We start from the raw sequence: 18,573 nt of genomic DNA, 5'->3' as shown, positions 1-18,573 counted from the left end.
CATTGCGCGTTACGCCATCAGGACTAGGTTCTGCACGGACAGGTCCCGGCGCCGGGCGCCGCGGGTGAGGAAAGACAAGAGATGACCGCTAGGAAGTCGGGTTTCATTTTGGGCGCTGTTGCGGGCGCAGGCGTCGCTGCTGCGGCTCTGGCGGGCGCGGGCATGCGGATGGGTGGCGCGGACGCGGCTGAAGCGCCGGCCGCCGCCCACGCAGCCATGGCACCGGTCGCCAATTTCGCGCCGCCTCCCGGCGCGCCGATGTCGTTCGCCGACATCTTCGAGAAGGTCTCCCCGGCCGTCGTCCAGATCGAAGTGATCTCCAAGGCGGCCGCCTCGCCGCGTCTGCGCATTCCAGGCCTGGAAGGCTTCGATATCGTGCCGCGCGGCCAGAAGCCGGGTGCCGAAGGCGAGGACAATGACGCGCCCGCTGCGCCCAAGCAGCAGTCCTCGGGCTCGGGCTTCTTCATCTCGGCCGACGGCTATCTGGTGACCAACAACCACGTCGTGGCCGACGCCGACGAGATCAAGGTGGTCATGAAGGACGGTCGCGAGCTGAAGGCCACCGTGGTGGGCCGTGACGAGGGCACCGACCTCGCCGTGCTGAAGGTGACCGATCCCAAGGCCAAGGGCGCCGACTTCCCCTATGTGAACTTCGAGAACCAGGCCAAGCCGCGCGTCGGCGACTGGGTGATCACGATCGGCAACCCGTTCGGCCTGGGCGGCACCGCCACGGCGGGCATCATCTCGGCCTATAATCGCGATCTGGGCGACAGCTCGTCGCGTTTCGTCGACTACATCCAGATCGATGCCCCCATCAACCGGGGCAATTCGGGCGGTCCGTCGTTCGACATCTATGGCCGGGTCATCGGCGTGAACACCGCGATCTTCTCGCCCACGGGCGGTTCGGTCGGCATCGGCTTCGCGATCCCGGCTGATGTGGCCGAGGCGACCGCCAAGCAACTGATCGCCGGCGGCAAGGTGGTGCGCGGCTATATCGGTGCCAACATCCAGGACTTCGATGCCGATATGGCGGCGGCCCTGGGCCTGCCGGACGTCAAGGGCGTGATCATCGCCGAACTGGTAGCCGGCGCGCCGGGCCAGAAGGCGGGCCTGCTGCCCGAGGACATTGTCACCGCCGTCAACGGCGTGGCCGTCAAGACCGGCTCGGAACTGACCCGCGAAGTGGCCAAGACCAGGCCGGGTGAGCCGATCAAGCTGTCGGTGCTGCGGGGCGGCAAGCCCCGAACCATCGAGGTCAAGTCGGGCGTGCGTCCGTCTGAAGACTCGCTGGGTATCGGCGATGAAAACGCTGAGGGCGGTGCCAAGCCGTCGCCGGAAAAGCCCCAGACGCAGAAGTTCGAAGCCTTGGGTCTCAGCCTCGCTCCGATCGACGCTGCCGCCCGTTCGACCTACAAGCTCGATCCAGACCTCAAGGGTTTGCTGGTCACCGGCGTCAAGGCAGACTCTGATGCCGCTGAAAAGGGGCTGGCCAAGGGCGATGTGCTTTCGGGCATCAACGGCATGACGGTCACCTCTTCGGCGGACGTCAGCGCGGCGATCGCCGCCGCGCGCAAGGCCGGCCGGCCCAGCGTGCTGGCAAGGGTTGTGCGCCAGGGTATTCCGGTGATCCGGGCCCTCGATATCGTTCCCTGATCTACCCGCAGATCTGCAATGAACCCGCCCGCCCCGGTCTGACCGGGGCGGGCTTTTCGTTGGAAGTCTGTCCAAGGTTTAAGGTACGGTTGTGCCCAAAGCCGCTATCCAGAGGCCACGTGTCGCGTCCGATGGTCGAATCGGTGGAACGTCGGTGCGTATCTGCATGACGGACGCATGAAGGGGCGGGATAATGCGCATTCTGATCATCGAAGATGATATCGAGGCCGCCGCCGCGATGAGCCACGGGCTCACCGAGGCCGGCTATCAGTGCGAGCATGCGCCCGACGGCGAGGCGGGCCTGATCGCAGCGGGCAAGGGTGGCTTCGACGTACTGATCGTCGACCGCATGATGCCCAAGAAGGACGGTGTCGAGGTCGTCGAGACCCTGCGCCGCGAGGGTGACAACACGCCCGTGCTGTTCCTGTCGGCCATGGGCGAGGTCAGCGACCGCGTGGTGGGCCTCAAGGCCGGCGCCGACGACTATCTGGTCAAGCCCTATGCCTTCCCCGAGCTGATGGCCCGGGTCGAGGCGCTGTCGCGCCGGCGTGAAACCGGTGCCGTCGCCACGACCCTGAAGGTCGGCGAGCTCGAGATGAATCTGATCAACCGCACGGTCCACCGGGCTGGCAAGGAGATCGACCTGCAGCCGCGCGAATTCCAGCTGCTGGAATTCATGATGCGCCACGCCGGCCAGTCGGTGACCCGCACCATGCTGCTGGAGAAGGTGTGGGAATACCACTTCGATCCGCAGACCAACGTCATCGACGTGCACATCTCGCGCCTGCGCAGCAAGATCGACAAGGGCTTTGACCGGCCCATGCTGCAGACTGTGCGCGGGGCGGGCTACCGGCTCGATCCGTAGGCGTCGCTGCGGCGTCGTGGTAGGATAGGGGCCATGAACAAGCTGACGAAGCCCGTTCCCGATGATGCAGAGCCTTTCGGTCCGGAGCTTTCCGAGGTCGAGATGGAGGCCTGGATCGCGCGCAATCGCGACGAAATCAACGCATCTCTCGTCCGCGCGCGCCGGGATTTCGCGGAGGGTAAGGCCGAGCCTTGGGACATTGAGGCGATATTGGCCGACGCCGAGGCCGAGTTCGAGAAAAGCCAAAAAGGCTGATGCAGGCTCCGACGGTCGTTCGATCTCCTGACGCCCAGCGGGACCTCAGAGTGCTCGCAGCCTGGATTTCTGGCGAGAGTGGAAGGGCTCGAGCGCGGGACGTTCTGTTGCGGCTTGACCGGACAATCTCCCGGCTCGCCGCGCGACCTCTGATCGGGCGACGTCGAATTGATTTCCAGGGTGAGCCTTACAGCTTCAGTATTCCGCCGTGGCTGATTGTGTACGACCCCCTTCCCGACGGCGCAGGCATCCATGTCCTCCGCATTCTCGACACCCGCCGTGACCTCGCCGCCCTGCTGGGCAAGAAGAGTTAGACCATGCGCCTGCCGCGCCTTTTGCGGACGACCCCGTTCCGCCTGACCCTGCTGTTCCTGGCCCTGTTCGCGGCGGCCGCCAGCGCATTCCTAGCCTATATCTATATCGCCACCGCCGGCGAGGTGAACCGCCGCGCCGACGCCGAGATCAGCCGTGAGATGGAGAGCCTGGAGGCCACCTATAGGGTCGGCGGGGTTGCCACGCTCAACCAGGCCATCATCGAGCGCGCCATCGGCGAGCGGCCGTTCGTCTATCTGTTGCTGGACGCCAGCGGCAAGAAGATCTCCGGATCGGTCGAGGCCCTGCCGGTCGATGACTTCAAGGGGCCAGGCCCCACCTGGGTGACCTTCAAGCTGACCGACCGAAATATCGACGGCGCGGAGATCCGCCGCTCGACCCGCGCCGTGCTGGAGAAGCTGGACGGCAAGGAGGTGCTGATGGTCGGCGCCGACGTGCAGGATTCCGAGGACTATGTCCGCAAGATCGTCCGGGCCCTGTGGGGCGCGGGGGCGCTGGTCATCATCCTGGGCCTGGCCGGCGGGGTTCTGATCAGCCGCAATGTCTCGCGCAGCATGCAGGGACTGGTTGACCTGGTCACCGCCGTCCAGGCCGGCGACCTGCACGCCCGGGCCAAGGTGCGCGGCGCGCGCGACGAATATGACGAACTGGCCGAGGGCCTCAACGACATGCTCGACCGCATCGAGCGGCTGATGGGCGGCCTGCGTCATGCCGGCGACGCCATCGCCCACGACCTGCGCTCGCCCCTGACCCGCCTGCGCGCCCGGATGGAAGTGGCGCTGATCGACGTCGAGAACGGCAAGGGTGACCCGGTGGCGGCGCTGGAGACCGCCCTGGTCGATGCTGACGGCGTGCTCAAGACCTTCAACGCCGTGCTCGCCATCGCCCGGCTGCAGGCCGCCGGCCAGGCGCCCGACCAAAAGAGCTTCGACTCCAGCGAACTGGCCAGCGACATGGCCGAGCTTTACGAGGCCGGCTGCGAGGACAAGGGGCTGGATTTCAAGGCCGAGATCACGCCGGCCCTGCATATCCGCGGCAATCGCGAGTTCATCGCCCAGGCCCTGGCCAACATCCTCGACAATGCCATCAAATATACGCCCAGCGGCGGGGCGGTGATGCTGCGCGCGCGCCGTCGCTCCTCGGGCGAGCTGGAGTTTTCGGTGACCGACACCGGCCCCGGCGTGCCCGACGAGGACCGCGCGCGGGTCGTCCAGCGCTTTGTGCGGCTGGAAAACAGCCGCAGCGAGCCGGGCGCAGGGCTGGGCCTGTCGCTTGTCCAGGCCGTCGCCGCCTCGCACGGCGGACGCCTGGAACTGGCCGAGGGGCCGGGCGAGTACAACGGCTTCGGACCAGGGCTGCGGGTGGCGTTGGTGTTGCCTCGGGTGGAGTAGGCGGCATTGGCAAGGATTGACAATCGCGCTAGCGTCATAGGCCTTTTGAGGGGACCAACCGTGGCACCGCGCAATGTCAATCTGACGGATCATCTTGCTGATTTTGTTGATGCCAATGTCGCGTCCGGGCGTTTTCAGAACGCCAGTGAGGTGGTGCGCGAAGGCTTGCGTCTGCTCGAACAGCGCCAGAGCGAGGATGAGCTGAAACTGGAGCGCCTGCGCCAGGCCATAGAGCAGGGGCGAGAAGACGCTCGAAACGGGCGCACCGTTCGCATCGAGCCAGGTGGGGTCAAGGCTTTTCTGGCGACCCTGAGGCCGTCCGGCTCTTGAGCCTGCAACGGTACCTGGAACCCACCTTTCTGGCGCGCAGCGACATCGTCGACGTGCTGAGCGGCAGCGCCCGACGATTTGGACCGGTCAGCCGGCGTCGCTACGAAGCGCTTGTCGATCTCGCGCTTGAGGACATCCTTGCCGACCCTCTGCGACCGGGCAGCCTGGCGCGTTCCGAACTGGGGGAGCGAACGCGCACCTACCATCTTCGCTTCAGTCGAGATCGCGTAAGGCCACCCAGCGAGCGCGTGAAGGCACCGCGCCACCTCCTGGTCTACGAACTGCCTGATACCGAGACCGTATTGGTCCTGCGGTTGTTGCACGACGCCATGGATTTGGCGCGTCATGTCAGTCGCGCCCTCGATTGACGTGGTGGATGCCTGCTTTCCTGGCGTGCCCATCTTTAGCTGTGGATGTGGCGACCTTTAGGGTCGAACCGGGCTTCGGCCCGCGCGAAGGTGGCGGAGTACGCTACAGCTTGGGTTCCTGTATGACTTTCGAGATCAACGCGATCGCGAGCCGCCGTCGCCTGCTGGCAGGACTGGGCGGTCTGGGCCTGATGGGCGTGGCCGGTTGCGCGCCGGGCCAGATCGCGCGGCCGGCGCCAAACGGTCTGGCGCCCTTCGACCTCGTACCGCCCCTGGCACCGTTCCGGATGAAGCCCGAGCGCATCTCGAAGATCACCGTCTGCCTGCGGCCGTTCCGGAAGGCTGGACCGCGCCTGGACGTCGAGACGGTGGGCGACAAGACCGTGGTCCACAACTATGGCCACGGCGGCAGCGGCTGGTCGCTGTCATGGGGCTCTGGGACCATCGCCACCAGGAACGCTCTGTCGACCGGCGAGCGCGACATCGCGGTGATCGGCTGCGGCGCCCTGGGCCTGACCACGGCCACCCTGCTGCGCCGCGCGGGGGCCAATGTCACCATCTATGCCAGCGAGCGCACGCCCGATACCCGCTCGGCCCGGGCCACCGGCACCTGGTCGCCCGACTCGCGCATCGCCGCCGTCGGAGCCACCGCGCCGGGCTTCGAGGCCCAGTGGGAGGAGATGTGCCGCACCTCCTACAAGGCCTTCCAGACCTATCTGGGCCTGGCCGGTAATCCTGTGGAATGGACCGACCGCTACAGCCTGTTTGACACGCCGCCCGGACCGGGTCGCGTGACGCCACCAGACCCGAACGGCGTGCACTTCGTCGAGTATGTCGACCGCGTTCGCGATATCACCCCGCGCGGCATGGATCTGCCGGCGGGCAGCCATCCGTTCCCGACGCCCTATGCGCGACGCGGAACCTCGATGCAGTTCAATATCGCTGAATATGCCCACCTGCTGATGACCGACTATCTGCTGGCCGGCGGCGGGATCGAAACCATGACCTTTCACACCCCCACCGATCTGGCGGTGCTGAAGCAGAAGGTGGTGGTCAACTGCACCGGCTATGGCGCGCGGGCGCTGTGGAAGGACGAGACCGTGGTGCCCGTGCGCGGCCAGATCACCTGGCTGATCCCCCAGCCGGAGGTGAACTACGGCCTCTATTACAAGAACGTCTCGGTGCTGCCGCGCCGTGACGGGATCGTGGTGCAATATGTCGGCGAGACCGAGGCCTGGGGCTATGACGACGCCAATGAAGTGGCCAGCCGCAGCGAAGCCGAGGCGGCCATCGGCACCATTGCGGGGCTCTATAGTCGGGGCAGGCCCGGCTCGGCCTGAGCAGCACGGGTGGTCTCGGCCTCCAGGCGCGGGGCCAGATCGTAATAGTCCAGGCCGCGCGGCGCGAGGCTCCAGACCGCGATGAAACTGGCCACGCCCAGGGCGGTCAGGGATAGAAAGCCCGCAATCTCGCGCCGAAGTCCCGGCTGGCCCCGGCCAAGAAGGCTGACGCGCAGGATCAGGGGATGGGTGGCCCATCCGCAGGCCAGGGGCGAGGTGCGCGCCGCCATCTGCACCTTGAGCAGGGTGCGGGCATAGTCACCGCCGATGCCGCGCCGCAGGGCCATCACCGTGGCGTCGCAGGCCAGTTCCTGATCGATCCGGGCAAAGCCGGCGGCGATCTGGATCAGGGGATTGCACCAGCCCAGCACCCGACAGGCGACGATGGCCAGATTGGCGATCGGATCACCGCGCCGGATGTGGGTGCGCTCGTGCAGCAGGATCAGGTCGCGCTCGCGGGCGTCGAAGCGCTGTGCGAAATCGGCGGGCAGCACGATCCTGGGCCAGAGCGAGCCCATCACGGCCGGGCCGGCGCGGCCCCGCGCCGCCCTGCGCCGATAGGCGCTTTCCTGCCAGGCAAAGACGGCCGAGGCCGCGACGGCGCCGGCCACCCACAGCAACAGCAGTCTTAAGGCCAGTCCATTGCCCAGGGGCGCGGCGGGCGCGCCCACTTCCAGAGTTTCGGCCAGGCTGGGAAAGGCGCTGGCTGCGGCGGCCGCCGGGATGATCGCCCACAGGCCGTAGGTCATGCGGGCGCCGAACAGGCCTCTGGCCGGAACCCGCAGCAGCAACACCAGGACCACGGCCGCCGCCGCAGCGATCTGGGCGCGGATCAGGGTCATGGCGAGCAGTTCGGCCAGCATCTTGGTGCTCCACCCCAGCGCCGGCGCGAGCCGACGCCTAATGGTTACAACTGTAAAACAACCCGTCAAGCGCGCGTCTTGCCCGCTGGATCGCGCCGGGCCACGGTGGGGTCATGACTCGCCTGCTAGACCACCTGGCCCCCTGTGGCCCGATCCATGATCCCAAGGCCGCCGAGCGGGCCCATGAGGCGATCCTGCGCAAGGTGGGCGAGGCTGGAGCCTCCAGCGTCGAGGCGGCCTGGCCCGCCCTGGCACCGGTCTTTGCGGCCTCGCCCTATCTGGCTGGACTGGCGCGACGCGATGCGCTGCGCTTGCCCTCAATCCTTGAGGCGGACCCAATTGAGCGGCTGGCGGCGATCCTGGCGACGGCGGAGGCGATCTGCGCCGAGCCAGATTTCGAGACCGCCCGGCGCCGCCTGCGCGAGCTGAAGGCCGACCTGCATCTGTTGACCGCCCTATGCGACCTGGGCGGGGTCTGGGATCTGGACGCTGTGACCGGTGCCCTGACCCGCTTCGCCGACATATCGCTGCATGTGGCGCTGTCCCAGGCCGTCCGTCTGGAAGTGGCGCGTGGGGCCTTGACCCACATCGGTGAGGGCGAGGCCGGACCTGCGCCGGGCCTGTTCTGCATTGCCATGGGCAAGCATGGCGCCTTCGAGCTGAACTATTCCAGCGACATCGATTTCTCGATCTTTTACGCGCCGGAAAAGCTGCCGGTGGCCGAAGGGGTCGAGCCGCAGGGCGTGGCGGTGCGCATCGCCAACCATCTGGGCCGCATTCTTCAGGAGCGCACGGCCGACGGCTATGTGTTCCGCATCGACCTGCGCCTGCGGCCCGATCCGTCCTCGACCCCGCCGGCCATGCCCATCGATGCGGCCCTCGACTACTATGAGAGCGTCGGCCAGAACTGGGAGCGCGCGGCCCATATCAAGGCCCGCATCGCGGCCGGTGACCGGGCCGAGGGTGCGGCGTTCCTCGCGCACCTTCAGCCCTTCATCTGGCGGCGAAACCTGGATTTTGCGGCCATTGCCGACATCCATTCGATCAAGCGCCAGATCCATACCTACAAGGTGGATGACCGCCTGACCGCCAAGGGTGCCGACCTGAAGCTGGGGCGCGGCGGCATCCGCGAGATCGAGTTCTTCGTCCAGACCCAGCAGCTGATCCTGGGCGGACGCCAGCCCGACCTGCGCTCACCCCGCACCCTGGACGCCCTGGCCGCCCTGGCCGCCGCAGGCCACGTCAAGCCCGCTGACGCTGTCTGGCTGACGCAGGCCTATCGCGACCTGCGCGCGCTGGAGCACCGGGCCCAGATGATCGCCGACGATCAGACCCACAAGCTTCCCGAGTCCGACACTGACCGCAAGAAGGTCGCGGCCCTTTGGGGGCAGGGCAATCTGCGCTCGTTCGACGCCGACGTCGGCAAGATCCTCAAGGGCGTCAATCAGCGCTACGGCAAGCTGTTCGCGGGTGAAGAGGAACTGTCTTCGCGCTTTGGCTCGCTGGTCTTCACCGGCGTCGAGGACGATCCCGAAACGTTGGCGACGCTCAAGCGCATGGGGTTCTCAAGCCCCGAACGGGTGGCCGCCACGATCCGGGGCTGGCACCATGGCCACATCGCCGCCACCCGCACCGAGCGGGGTCGTGAGCTGTTCACCCGGCTGGCACCGCGCCTGCTGGACGCCGCCAACGCCACGGGCGCGCCGGATACCGCCTTCAATCGCTTTGCAGACTTCTTCGCGTCCCTGAGTTCGGGCGTGCAGATCCAGTCGCTGTTTCTGGCCCAGCCGCGCCTTTTCGAGTTGATCGTCGAGGTCATGGCCTTTGCGCCCCGTCTGGCCTCGACGCTTGCGCGGCGACCCACGGCCCTGGACGCCCTGCTGGACCCCGCCTTCTTCGGGCCTATGGAGGTGCCCGAGGTCGCGCCGTGGGACCCGGACGATTTCGAGGGCGCCATGAACGCCGCGCGGCGGCTGTTCCGCGACCAGAGCTTTCGCATCGGCGTGCGGGTGATGAGCGGTACGGCCGACGCCCGCGACGTCGGCGCCGCCTTCGCTGATCTGGGCGACCTGATTGTCGGCGGCCTGGCCCCGGCCGCCCTGGCCGAGACGGTGCGGCTGGGCGGGGCCTTTCCGGGCGAGGTGGCGGTGGTGGCCTTGGGCAAGGCCGGCTCGCGCGAGATGACGGCCAAGTCGGACCTGGACCTGATGACGCTGTATGCCGCCGAAGGCCCGGTCTCGATGTCGGCGATCAAGGGCTGGGGCGCTGAAAGCTTCTATGCCCGCTTCACCCAGCGCCTGACCTCGGCCCTGTCGGCGCCGACCGGGGAGGGCACCCTCTATGAGGTGGACCTCAAGCTGCGCCCGTCGGGCACCAAGGGGCCGGTGGCGGTCAGTTTCGCCGCCTTCGAGGACTATTACGCCCGCGAGGCCGAGACCTGGGAGCTGCTGGCCATGACCCGCGCCCGGGTGATCTGGGCCAGTTCGTCAGCCTTCCAGGCGCGGGCCGAGGCCGCCATTGAGGCCGCCCTGCGACGGGCGCGCGATCCCGCCCGGACGGCGCTGGACGTCCTGGAAATGCGAGCGCTGATGGAGCAGGAGCGCCCGGGCAACGGCGTCTGGGACCTGAAGCTGACTCCTGGCGGTCTGGTTGATATCGAGTTCGTCGCCCAGTTCCTACAACTGAAGCACGCCGCTGATGGCGGGCCGTTGGCCCAGAACACCGGGCAGGCCCTGGCCGCCCTGCGCGCCGCCGGTCTGGCCGACGCGACCTCTCTGGCAGCGCTGGAAAGCGCCTGGCGGCTGGAGCAGGATCTCTCGCAGCTGATCAAGGTGGCGCTGGAAGACGGCACCGATCCCGAGGCCGAGCCCAAGGCGTTCAAGGCCCTTCTGGCCAAGGTCGGGGGCGTGGGCCAGTTCAAGGCGTTGAGGCCCAAGCTGGCCAAGGCCAAGACCGAGGCCCGGGCAGCCTTTGCTGCAATCGTGCGGCCCCGATAGGGGAGGGCAGCTCAGCGGCGTCCAAATCAGCAGACGCTTGAAAAGTGGCAAACGTTAAACGGCTTCTGCATGGCGGGTACGCTACTCGTCAGCTATCGGAAAGCGCAGATGAGCTTGTGAAAGGGGTGGTGTGAAATGAAGGTTCTGTTCTCGTGTGGCGCTGGTCTGGCGGCCGCCCTTGCTCTGTCGGTTGCGCAGCCCGCAGCGGCGCAGAGCCCGGTTTTCGATCCCACATCCTGGAAGCCCCTTGTCGCCGGGCCCAAGACGCAGGTTCTGGTGCTGGGGAGCCTTCATCTCAGCAATCTGGAGAAATTCGACCCCGCCTCGATGAGTGCGCTGCTAGACAAGCTGGCCGCCTACAAGCCGACCGTCATCACCATCGAAGCCTTGTCCGGCATGCAATGCGATCAGTTGCGCCGCTATCCGACGATCTATCCCGGCGTTGCGGATCAGTATTGTCGCTCAACCGAATTGGCCCAGAAAGCCACGGGTCTTGATGTGCCCACCGCCTATGCCCAGGCCGAGGCGACGCTGGCCTCATGGCCGGCCAGCCCAACGCCTGCCGCGCGCCGTCGTTTGGCCAGCACGCTTCTGGCGGCCAATGAAAGGGCTTCGGCGCTGGTGCAATGGCTGAGGTTGCCGCCGGCGGAACGGCGCGTGGGCGACGGGCTGGATAAGGCCCTCGTGAAACTGCTGAATGAGATCGCGGCAGCTCCCAATGAAAACTATCAGATCGCTGCGGTGTTGGCCGCGCGGAGCGGTCTGGAGCGCGTGTATTCCACAGACGACCACACCTCGGATGCGGTCCAGAGCGAAGATCCGGCCTTTGAAGCGGCGATAACCCGCATCTGGTCCAGCCCGAAAGACGCCGCGCCGGCCGCCGGCGCGTCAGACGCCGATCCGGCCGCGGCGATGCTGAGCCTTTTCCGCTACTACAACACGCCACAAATGCAAATGTACGCGATCAAATCTGATTTCGGCAAAGCTGCGGCGGACAAGACACCGGAATATTGGGGCCGTCAGTATGTAGGATGGTGGGAGGTGCGAAATCTCAGAATGGTGGCCAATATTCGCGCTGCCTTCGTGAAGACGCCGGGCGCGAGAGTGCTTTCGGTTGTTGGGGCTTCGCACAAGCCTTACTTTGACAGCTATCTGAACCAGATGCATGAAGTTGAGCTTGTCGACGTTGCTGCGGTTCTCAAATGAGCGGGCTGACAGTCTGGCCGTAGCCCTGCAGAAGGCTGCGACGGAATCGGCGGCCTTGGTCGTTCAACGGTGACTGGGACGGGGCGTCCGACGGTTTCTGGAGACCACCACATGCTCAAGCACACTCTGATCGCGATCACCGCCACGCTGATCGCCGCGCCGGCCCTGGCCGCCGGCCAGCCTGGGGCCAAGCTGGACGCCAATGGCGACGGCAAGGTCACGCAGTCGGAATTCCAGGCGGGCCGCTCGGCCCAGATGCTGGTCCTGGACGCCAACAAGGACGGCAAGCTGTCGCGCGCCGAGTTCGCGACCCTGCGCGAGGAGCAGGCCAAGGCCAAGCGCCAGCGCCGCGCCGACCGGATGTGGTCGCGTCTGGATGCGGACAAGGACGGCGCCCTGTCGCGCAGCGAAATGGACGGCCTGCTCTCCAAGCGCTTCAAGCGGATGGACACCGACAAGGACGGCACCCTGAGCGCAGCGGAGTTGAAGGCCGGCGCGGATCGGATGAAGGTCAAGGCCTGATCGGTGCCGTTTGCGGCGAAGAGGTGAGGATTGACGCCGCAGGGGGGCGATCCCGACGAGGCATTGCTGGCGGATGTCGGCCGGGGCGACCCGGTCGCCGTCCGTCAACTTCTGGATCGACGCCTTCCGCGCATCCTGGCCCTGGCGCGCCGCATGCTGAACGATGCCGGCGAGGCCGAGGACGTGGCGCAGGAAACCTTCCTGCGAGCCTGGAAGCAGGCGCGGTCCTGGCGGCCGGACGGGGCGCGGTTCGATACCTGGCTGCACCGGGTGGCGCTGAACCTGTGTCACGACCGGCTGCGACGGCGGCGCGACGTGGTGATGGCCGAGCCCCCCGAGCAGGCCGATCCCGGCCCTCGCCCCGATGCCGGGGTGCTGGGGCGCGAGGTCTCGCAACGGGTCGAAGCGGCCCTGGCGGCCTTGCCCGCCCGTCAGCGCGAGGCGATCGTGCTGTGCCATCACCAGGGTCTGGGCAATATCGAAGCGGCAGGCCTGATGGAGATCAGCGTCGAGGCGCTGGAAAGCCTGCTGGGGCGCGGCAGGCGGGCGCTGAGGGCGGCGCTGGCCGACCTTGCACGCGCGGACGGATGACGGAGACGCCGAAATGACCGCCGACGAAACCCTTACCGCTGAACGGTTTGCCGAACTGGCGGACACCTATGGCGGCGATATCGGGCGCTGGCCCGAGGGGCTGCGTGAAGCCGCGCGGGCGCTGCTGGCGGCGGATCCACAGGGGCTTGGCCATATTCTGCAGGCGGCGGCCGCGCTGGATCGTCTGATGGACCAGGCACCCGCCGGATCCGTCGATGCGGCCTTGCTGGGCCGCCTGATCGCCGCCGCGCCGCGACCGGTCACCTCTGTCCGCCGCTGGGTCGCCGCCCTGGGCGCGGCCCTGGGCCTGGGCGTCGCGGCCATGGCGGGCGTCACGGCCGGGGTCGTGCTGGGCACACATGATCGTGACGACCTGAGCGCCGACGCCCTGATCGCCGCCTCCGTTGGGGACGCCGAAACGACCGAAAGTCTTGAGGAGCCCGCTGCGTCATGACCACGACCCGCGCCCTGACCATCGCCCTGATCATCTCTGGAGCCCTGAACCTGTTTCTGGTCGGCGGCATCGCCGGGGCTGCCTTCATCCGCCACCGGATCAAGGCCGAGTATCCGGTGGTCGGTGCCCTGACGGGCCGCTCGCCCATGTGGACCGCCGGGCGGGGTCTGACGGTCGAGCATCGTCAGGGGCTGAGGCAGGCGGTTCGTCGGGCCAACCTGGCCAACCGCGAGCCTGCGGGGCTGGCGCGCTCCGAGCGGCGGGCGGTGTGGCAGAGCCTGGCGGACGAACCTTTCGACGCAGCTTCGGCCTCGCGCCGGCTGGCGGCCGCCCGCGACCTGGACCGTCAGACGCGCGGGCGCGTCGATGACGCGATCGTGGCCTATGCCGCCACCCTGCCGCCGGAAGAGCGCGCGGCGCTGGCAGAAGGCCTCGTGCGCCTGCAGGCCGCTCGAGGACCTGAAAGACCGCCCCGACGCTGATTTGCGGATTTGGATGTAACCAAACGGCGTGTTGCTCCGTATCTAGGACAGTGCATCGACACCGGAGCCCGCCATGCTGATCCGCCAACGCCCCGACCTGACCGAGAACGAGGTCACCGGCCACGACCTCTACCTGCGGCGGCGCGAGTTTATCGGCGGTGCGGCGGGGCTGGGCCTGGCGGGCATTGCGGGTGCGGCCGGCGCCGCGCCGCTGAGCTTTTCCAAGGGCTTTTCGACCACGGAAGCGCCCACCCCCAAGGACGACATCACCAGCTACAACAACTTCTATGAGTTCGGCCTCGACAAGGGCGATCCGGCGCAGAACGCCGGCCGGATGAAGACCCGACCCTGGACCGTGCGCATCGACGGCGAATGCGAAGCCCCCCGCACGGTCGGCATCGAAGACCTGATCAAGGCCAACAAGCTGGAAGAGCGCATCTACCGCATGCGCTGCGTCGAGGGCTGGTCGATGGTCATCCCCTGGGTCGGATTTCCGCTGAAGGACCTGATCGCCTCGGTCAAGCCGACCTCCAAGGCGAAGTTCGTGGCGTTCGAGACCCTGATGCGGCCGTCCGAAATGCCCGGCCAGGCCTGGAACACGCTGGACTGGCCCTATCGCGAGGGCCTGCGGATCGACGAAGCCACCCACCCCCTGACTCTGATGGCCGTGGGCCTATATGGCGAAACCCTGCCCAACCAGAACGGCGCGCCGCTGCGGCTGGTGGTGCCCTGGAAGTATGGCTTCAAGGGCATCAAGTCGATCGTGCGGATCACCCTCACCGACAAGCAGCCGCGCACGGCCTGGAACGTTTCAGCGCCGCGCGAATACGGCTTCTATTCCAACGTCAATCCGGCCGTGGACCATCCCCGCTGGTCGCAGGCCAGCGAGCGCCGCATCGGCGAGTTCCGCCGCCGCGAGACCCTACCGTTCAACGGCTATGGCCAGTATGTCGCCGATCTTTATCGCGGCATGGACCTGAAGAAGAACTTCTGATGGTGGCGATCAAGGCGGCGAAGAAGCGCCCCTCAAAGGCCCGGGACAACCTGGTCTATGCCCTGGTCTGGCTGGCCTGTTTTGCGCCTCTGGCCTGGTTGGCCTGGCAGGGGTTCAACGGTGATCTGGGTGCCAATCCCATCGAGAAACTGATCCGCCAGCTGGGTGTCTGGGGTCTGCGGCTGCTGTTGGTCGGCCTGGCGATCACGCCGCTGGCGCGGATATTCAAGGCACCGCGTCTAGTACGTTTCCGCCGCACCGTGGGCCTGTTCGCCTTCGCCTACATCGTGCTGCACCTGTTCAGCTATGTCGGGGTCGATCTGTTCTTCGACTTCAATCAGCTCTGGAAGGACATCCTCAAGCGGCCTTTCATCACCCTGGGCATGGGTGCCTTCGTGCTGCTGATCCCTCTGGCGGTGACCTCGACCAACGGCTGGATCATCCGCATGGGCCGCGCAGCGTGGCAGCGCCTGCACTGGCTGATCTACCTGATCGCGCCGCTGGGCGTGGCCCACTACTACTTGCTGGTCAAGGCCGACCACCGACCGCCGCTGGTCTATGCGGCGATCTTTGCGGTGCTGATGGGCTGGCGGGTCTGGGACAAGGTTCGTCGTCGGACCTAGAGCAAAGGTCGCCATGATTGAATCATGTCGTTTGCTCTAGATTCTTGTTTTGGCGCGCTATTTCGGCGGCGAACCGGTATCCACTTCGCTGACTAACGCTCTAGTCACTGGCCCCCTCCGCGCCTGCGGCGCCCCTCCCCCGGAGGGGGAAGATGGCCTCGTCTTCCCCCTCCGGGGGAGGGGCGCCGCAGGCGCGGAGGGGGCGAGTGGCCTTAGCTACTTCTTCGCCACGCCCTGCGCATAGGCATCTGCGGCCGCCAGGATGCGCAGAACGTTTCCGCTCCAGATCGCCTCGATATCGGCGTCGCTATAGCCCTCGGCTTTCAGGCGGGCGGTGATCTTGGGCAGGTCGGTGATGTCCTCGAACCCGTCCATGCCGCCACCGCCATCCCAGTCGGCGCCAACGCAGACGCCCTTGGGACCGGCCACTTTCAGCACATGCAGCATGCTCTTCATGAAGAGGTCGAAGTCGCCGCGCACAGCGGGGTGAGCCTTGTCGATGGCCGCGCGTTTGTCGGCATAGGCCTTGACCACCTCGGGCGTAGCCGTCTTCAGGTCGGGGCCGCGACCCAGGGCCTCCAGCGCGGCCTTGCGTTCGGGGCTGGGCGTCGTGTCGATCAGGTAGATCGAGTTGATGCAGATCGCCCCGCCGGCGTCGGCGATCTTCTTGATGCGGGCGTCGTCAAGATTGCGCGGATGATCGTAGATCGCCTTGGGGCCGGAGTGCGAGGCGATGATCGGGGTCTTGGACAGGGCAACCGACTGATCAACCACATCGTCGCTGGCATGGCTGACATCGATGACAACGCCCAGGCGGTTGGCCTCCGCGATCCAGCGCAGGCCCAGCGGCGAATAGCCGTTCCAGATCTTGCCCTTGGGGTCGGTGGAGCTGTCACCCAGCTGGTTGTTGCGGAAGTGAACTGGGCCGGCCATCCGCAGGCCTTCCTTCTGGAAGGTTTCCAGCAGGGTCAGGTCCTCGCCCAGGGGCCAGCTGTTTTCCATGCTGATGAAGGCAAACTTCTTGCCCGCCTTGTTGATCCGCACCGCGTCGGCAGCCGTCAGGGCCAGTTCGAACGTGTCGGGGTGGGCGGCCAGCATCTCGCGGATCTCGATCGCGCGATGCAGGGCGTAGTTGCGGGCGTATTTGTAGCCGTCGGCGCTCAGCTCGCCCTGGCCGATATAGACGACGAAGAACCCGCCATCGAGGCCACCTTCGTTCATGCGGGGAAGGTCGACCTGGCTGAAGTCATGCTCGACCTCATGGCGATCCACCATGCTCCAGCCGGGCCGCGCGAAGTGGGTTGGGGTGTCCAGGTGGGTGTCGAGGGTCAGGACCTTGTCGTGCGCGGCCTTGTCGGCCTTTGAAACGGCAGCGGGCTTGGTCGACTTGGCCGGCGTCTGGGCCAGGGCCGGAACGGCGACCAGAAGGGCAGCGGAGCCCAGAAGGGCGGTCAGCAGGCGATTGGGCATCGAGGCTCCGGGAGAATGAACGCGGACTGGAACAGGCACGCTTGCGGATCGCGCCTGAGGCGTCAAGGCGCAGCGCGCCCGCAGCCGATCAGAACAGCCCCAGCGCCTTGAAGCTGGCCACCCCGTCGCGTCCCACCACCAGATGGTCGTGAACGCTGATCTTCAGCGCCCGGCCGGCCTCGACGATCTGCTTGGTCATGTCGATATCGGGGCGCGAGGGGGTGGGATCACCGCTGGGATGGTTGTGCAGCAGGATGATGCTGCTGCTGGACAGTTCCAGCGCCCGGCGCATCACCTCGCGCGGATAGACGGGCGCGTGATCGACCGTGCCGCGGTTCATGATCTCGTCGGCGATCAGCTGGTTCTTCTTGTCCAGAAACAGCACCCGGAACTGTTCGCGCGGCTCATTGGCCAGAGCGACGCGGACATAGGACAGCAGGGCGCTCCACGACGAGATCACAGGCCGCTTGGCGATCTTGTCGCGACCGGCCCGCATCGCCGCCTCGTGCAGCAGCTTGAGGTCGATGGCCGCGCTCTCGCCGACACCCGGCACGGTCTTGAGCTCTTCGATGGAGGCGCTGATGACGGCACCGAACGAACCGAACCGCGTCATCAGAGCCTTGGCCAGCGGTTTGACGTCGCCTCGCGCAAAGGTGCGGAACAGATAGAGCTCCAGCAGCTCATAGTCGGGCAGGGCCACAAGGCCCCCCGCCTTGGCCCGCTCGCGCAGGCGCTCGCGGTGGCCAAGCTGATGGCGGGCCGGCGCTGCGTCGGACACGCCCAGTGATCTTGCGCTGACCATTTCGCCCCCGATTCCGAGGCGAGTATCTGGCCCTAACCTCTTCAGGTTGTCGAGAGGGCTCAGCCTGCAGCGGCCGCCTGCATCGTCTCGGCATAGAGCTTGAGCAGGCGCGCCTCATCGACGCCGATGCTCACCGCCTGGATCGGCTGGTCGTCCCAGGCCGAGGGGCCAAACAGTTCGCCTTCGGCCTTCAGGCAGGTTTGGCCCAGGGCGATGCCCTCTGTCAGCACCCGCACCGAGCCGCGCCTCAGGGTGAACAGCGACGGATCGATCACGAAGGCCACGGCGGCGGCGTCATGGACGCAGCAGCCGGTGATGCCGTCCCGGCTGCCGTAAAAGGCCGCATAGGGCTTGGAGATCTCGTTCAGGAACACGCCGGCGTCGCCGGCCGCGTCCGCCAGGGTCTCCATATAGGCCGGCGACATCACCACCTGGGTGGTCACGTCCAGGCTGATGGCGGTCAGGGGCCAGGGCGCGGTGAACACCTGGTCGGCCGCCTCGGGATCGTTCCAGATATTGGCTTCAGCCACCGGCGTCACATTGCCGGGCTTGCCGGCCAGGCCGAAGGCACCGCCCATGATGACGACGGACTTGAGCAGGCTCGCCACCTCTGGATCCGCCTGCAGGGCCAGGGCCAGATTGGTCAGCGGGCCAACGGCGCACAGCACCACTTCGCCCGGATACTGACGGGCCAGGTCGATGATCGCCTGATGGGCCGGCTTGGCCTCGGGCTGGGCCGGGACAAGGCCCGTTAGCTCCACGTCGCCCAGTCCGTTCTCACCGTGCACGAAGGTGGGCGAGGGGTTGCGCGGCCGGGTCAGGGGCTTGTCGGTTCCCTTGAAGACCGGCGCGGTCAGGCCGAAGCGCTGCTTCAGATACAGCGCGTTGCGGGTCGTGGTCTCGATATCGGCATTGCCGAAGATGGTCGTCACCGCGATCAGGTCCAGGGCCGGGCTGGCCTCAATGAACAGCAGGGCCATGGCGTCGTCGATGCCGGGATCTGTGTCGAAGATGATCTTGGTCGGGTTGGTCATG

At 66.9% G+C, this 18,573-nt stretch carries 20 protein-coding genes; 16 read left to right on the top strand and 4 right to left on the bottom strand.

The genetic code is table 11. From position 1 onward, the window contains the following. The first annotated feature begins 81 nt into the window (after window positions 1-81). From ACW179_RS20385 to ACW179_RS20350, 8 genes are all read left to right on the top strand, one after another. Complete coding sequence (locus ACW179_RS20385) at window positions 82-1,653, top strand: trypsin-like peptidase domain-containing protein (RefSeq protein ID WP_492061552.1); 1,572 nt, start codon at window positions 82-84, stop codon at window positions 1,651-1,653. 193 nt (window positions 1,654-1,846) lie between these two features. Then, entirely contained in the window at window positions 1,847-2,518 is a 672-nt protein-coding gene (locus tag ACW179_RS20380) for a response regulator transcription factor (RefSeq protein ID WP_492061550.1), read from the top strand. A 33-nt stretch (window positions 2,519-2,551) separates the two neighbouring features. After that, entirely contained in the window at window positions 2,552-2,773 is a 222-nt protein-coding gene (locus tag ACW179_RS20375; protein ID WP_492061548.1) for a hypothetical protein, read from the top strand. Next, entirely contained in the window at window positions 2,773-3,087 is a 315-nt protein-coding gene (locus ACW179_RS20370) for a type II toxin-antitoxin system RelE/ParE family toxin (RefSeq protein ID WP_492061546.1), read from the top strand. The genes ACW179_RS20375 and ACW179_RS20370 overlap by 1 nt, the downstream gene beginning before the upstream one ends. A gap of 3 nt (window positions 3,088-3,090) precedes the next feature. Beyond that, window positions 3,091-4,497 (top strand): sensor histidine kinase, encoded by a 1,407-nt coding sequence (locus ACW179_RS20365; protein WP_492061544.1) that lies wholly within the window; start codon window positions 3,091-3,093, stop codon window positions 4,495-4,497. A gap of 60 nt (window positions 4,498-4,557) precedes the next feature. Continuing rightward, window positions 4,558-4,827, top strand: coding sequence for a type II toxin-antitoxin system ParD family antitoxin (locus ACW179_RS20360; RefSeq protein WP_492061541.1), 270 nt, complete (start codon window positions 4,558-4,560; stop codon window positions 4,825-4,827). Further along, window positions 4,824-5,195, top strand: a complete 372-nt coding sequence (locus ACW179_RS20355) for a type II toxin-antitoxin system RelE/ParE family toxin (RefSeq protein WP_492061539.1) — start codon at window positions 4,824-4,826, stop codon at window positions 5,193-5,195. The genes ACW179_RS20360 and ACW179_RS20355 overlap by 4 nt, the downstream gene beginning before the upstream one ends. Before the next feature lie 122 nt (window positions 5,196-5,317). Further along, window positions 5,318-6,535 carry an FAD-dependent oxidoreductase gene (locus ACW179_RS20350; RefSeq protein WP_492061537.1) on the top strand — a complete coding sequence of 406 codons (1,218 nt, stop codon included), beginning with the start codon at window positions 5,318-5,320 and terminating at the stop codon, window positions 6,533-6,535. On the opposite strand, the gene ACW179_RS20345 is transcribed toward ACW179_RS20350, so the two are convergent. Continuing rightward, on the bottom strand, window positions 6,505-7,398 hold the full coding sequence (locus ACW179_RS20345) for a M56 family metallopeptidase (RefSeq protein ID WP_492061535.1): 894 nt from the start codon (window positions 7,396-7,398) through the stop codon (window positions 6,505-6,507). The two genes, ACW179_RS20350 and ACW179_RS20345, sit on opposite strands and share 31 nt — an antisense overlap. A 113-nt stretch (window positions 7,399-7,511) precedes the next feature. Here ACW179_RS20345 and ACW179_RS20340 point away from each other — a divergent pair, with 113 nt between their 5' ends. The 8 genes from ACW179_RS20340 to msrQ all read left to right on the top strand — a co-directional run bounded on the left by ACW179_RS20340 (window position 7,512) and on the right by msrQ (window position 15,266). After that, a complete protein-coding gene (locus tag ACW179_RS20340) occupies window positions 7,512-10,394 on the top strand; it encodes a bifunctional [glutamine synthetase] adenylyltransferase/[glutamine synthetase]-adenylyl-L-tyrosine phosphorylase (RefSeq protein WP_492061531.1) in 2,883 nt (960 codons plus the stop codon). Window positions 10,395-10,529: 135 nt separating this feature from the next. Beyond that, complete coding sequence (locus ACW179_RS20335; protein ID WP_492061527.1) at window positions 10,530-11,600, top strand: DUF5694 domain-containing protein; 1,071 nt, start codon at window positions 10,530-10,532, stop codon at window positions 11,598-11,600. 111 nt (window positions 11,601-11,711) lie between these two features. Beyond that, a complete protein-coding gene (locus ACW179_RS20330) occupies window positions 11,712-12,122 on the top strand; it encodes an EF-hand domain-containing protein (RefSeq protein WP_492061525.1) in 411 nt (136 codons plus the stop codon). 30 nt (window positions 12,123-12,152) lie between these two features. Beyond that, window positions 12,153-12,713 (top strand): RNA polymerase sigma factor, encoded by a 561-nt coding sequence (locus ACW179_RS20325; RefSeq protein ID WP_492061521.1) that lies wholly within the window; start codon window positions 12,153-12,155, stop codon window positions 12,711-12,713. Window positions 12,714-12,726: 13 nt separating this feature from the next. Further along, entirely contained in the window at window positions 12,727-13,167 is a 441-nt protein-coding gene (locus tag ACW179_RS20320) for a hypothetical protein (RefSeq protein WP_492061518.1), read from the top strand. Then, window positions 13,164-13,649: a periplasmic heavy metal sensor gene (locus ACW179_RS20315; RefSeq protein WP_492061516.1), complete on the top strand. Its 486-nt coding sequence runs from the start codon at window positions 13,164-13,166 to the stop codon at window positions 13,647-13,649. Before ACW179_RS20320 ends, ACW179_RS20315 begins: the two co-directional genes overlap by 4 nt. A 73-nt stretch (window positions 13,650-13,722) precedes the next feature. Next, entirely contained in the window at window positions 13,723-14,643 is a 921-nt protein-coding gene (gene msrP, locus ACW179_RS20310) for a protein-methionine-sulfoxide reductase catalytic subunit MsrP (protein WP_492061512.1), read from the top strand. Further along, window positions 14,643-15,266, top strand: coding sequence for a protein-methionine-sulfoxide reductase heme-binding subunit MsrQ (gene msrQ, locus ACW179_RS20305; protein WP_492061507.1), 624 nt, complete (start codon window positions 14,643-14,645; stop codon window positions 15,264-15,266). Before msrP ends, msrQ begins: the two co-directional genes overlap by 1 nt. Before the next feature lie 216 nt (window positions 15,267-15,482). On the opposite strand, the gene ACW179_RS20300 is transcribed toward msrQ, so the two are convergent. The 3 genes from ACW179_RS20300 to ACW179_RS20290 form a co-directional block, all read right to left on the bottom strand. Then, entirely contained in the window at window positions 15,483-16,736 is a 1,254-nt protein-coding gene (locus tag ACW179_RS20300; RefSeq protein WP_492061504.1) for a dipeptidase, read from the bottom strand. Between the two features lie 88 nt (window positions 16,737-16,824). Beyond that, the gene (gene radC, locus ACW179_RS20295) at window positions 16,825-17,538 is read right to left on the bottom strand and encodes a RadC family protein (RefSeq protein ID WP_492061501.1); all 714 of its coding nucleotides are present in this window, start codon (window positions 17,536-17,538) and stop codon (window positions 16,825-16,827) included. Between the two features lie 59 nt (window positions 17,539-17,597). Further along, window positions 17,598-18,572, bottom strand: coding sequence for a nucleoside hydrolase (locus ACW179_RS20290; RefSeq protein WP_492061499.1), 975 nt, complete (start codon window positions 18,570-18,572; stop codon window positions 17,598-17,600). Between the last annotated feature and the right edge of the window lies 1 nt (window position 18,573).

The sequence above is a fragment of the Caulobacter sp. AVps18 genome, from assembly GCF_058681425.1.
Note: the sequence above shows the minus strand (reverse complement) of the source record. Positions and strands in the feature narration are given on the sequence as shown.

Excerpts from the sequence above, each read along its gene's own strand:
- ACW179_RS20385 (WP_492061552.1), top strand. The coding sequence starts at position 82 with ATGACCGCTAGGAAGTCGGGTTTCATTTTGGGCGCTGTTGCGGGCGCA.
- ACW179_RS20380 (WP_492061550.1), top strand. The coding sequence starts at position 1,847 with ATGCGCATTCTGATCATCGAAGATGATATCGAGGCCGCCGCCGCGATG.
- ACW179_RS20375 (WP_492061548.1), top strand. The coding sequence starts at position 2,552 with ATGAACAAGCTGACGAAGCCCGTTCCCGATGATGCAGAGCCTTTCGGT.
- ACW179_RS20370 (WP_492061546.1), top strand. The coding sequence starts at position 2,773 with ATGCAGGCTCCGACGGTCGTTCGATCTCCTGACGCCCAGCGGGACCTC.
- ACW179_RS20365 (WP_492061544.1), top strand. The coding sequence starts at position 3,091 with ATGCGCCTGCCGCGCCTTTTGCGGACGACCCCGTTCCGCCTGACCCTG.
- ACW179_RS20350 (WP_492061537.1), top strand. The coding sequence starts at position 5,318 with ATGACTTTCGAGATCAACGCGATCGCGAGCCGCCGTCGCCTGCTGGCA.
- ACW179_RS20345 (WP_492061535.1), bottom strand. The coding sequence starts at position 7,398 with ATGCTGGCCGAACTGCTCGCCATGACCCTGATCCGCGCCCAGATCGCT.
- ACW179_RS20340 (WP_492061531.1), top strand. The coding sequence starts at position 7,512 with ATGACTCGCCTGCTAGACCACCTGGCCCCCTGTGGCCCGATCCATGAT.
- ACW179_RS20335 (WP_492061527.1), top strand. The coding sequence starts at position 10,530 with ATGAAGGTTCTGTTCTCGTGTGGCGCTGGTCTGGCGGCCGCCCTTGCT.
- ACW179_RS20330 (WP_492061525.1), top strand. The coding sequence starts at position 11,712 with ATGCTCAAGCACACTCTGATCGCGATCACCGCCACGCTGATCGCCGCG.
- ACW179_RS20320 (WP_492061518.1), top strand. The coding sequence starts at position 12,727 with ATGACCGCCGACGAAACCCTTACCGCTGAACGGTTTGCCGAACTGGCG.
- ACW179_RS20315 (WP_492061516.1), top strand. The coding sequence starts at position 13,164 with ATGACCACGACCCGCGCCCTGACCATCGCCCTGATCATCTCTGGAGCC.
- msrP (WP_492061512.1), top strand. The coding sequence starts at position 13,723 with ATGCTGATCCGCCAACGCCCCGACCTGACCGAGAACGAGGTCACCGGC.
- msrQ (WP_492061507.1), top strand. The coding sequence starts at position 14,643 with ATGGTGGCGATCAAGGCGGCGAAGAAGCGCCCCTCAAAGGCCCGGGAC.
- ACW179_RS20300 (WP_492061504.1), bottom strand. The coding sequence starts at position 16,736 with ATGCCCAATCGCCTGCTGACCGCCCTTCTGGGCTCCGCTGCCCTTCTG.
- radC (WP_492061501.1), bottom strand. The coding sequence starts at position 17,538 with ATGGTCAGCGCAAGATCACTGGGCGTGTCCGACGCAGCGCCGGCCCGC.
- ACW179_RS20290 (WP_492061499.1), bottom strand. The coding sequence starts at position 18,572 with ATGACCAACCCGACCAAGATCATCTTCGACACAGATCCCGGCATCGAC.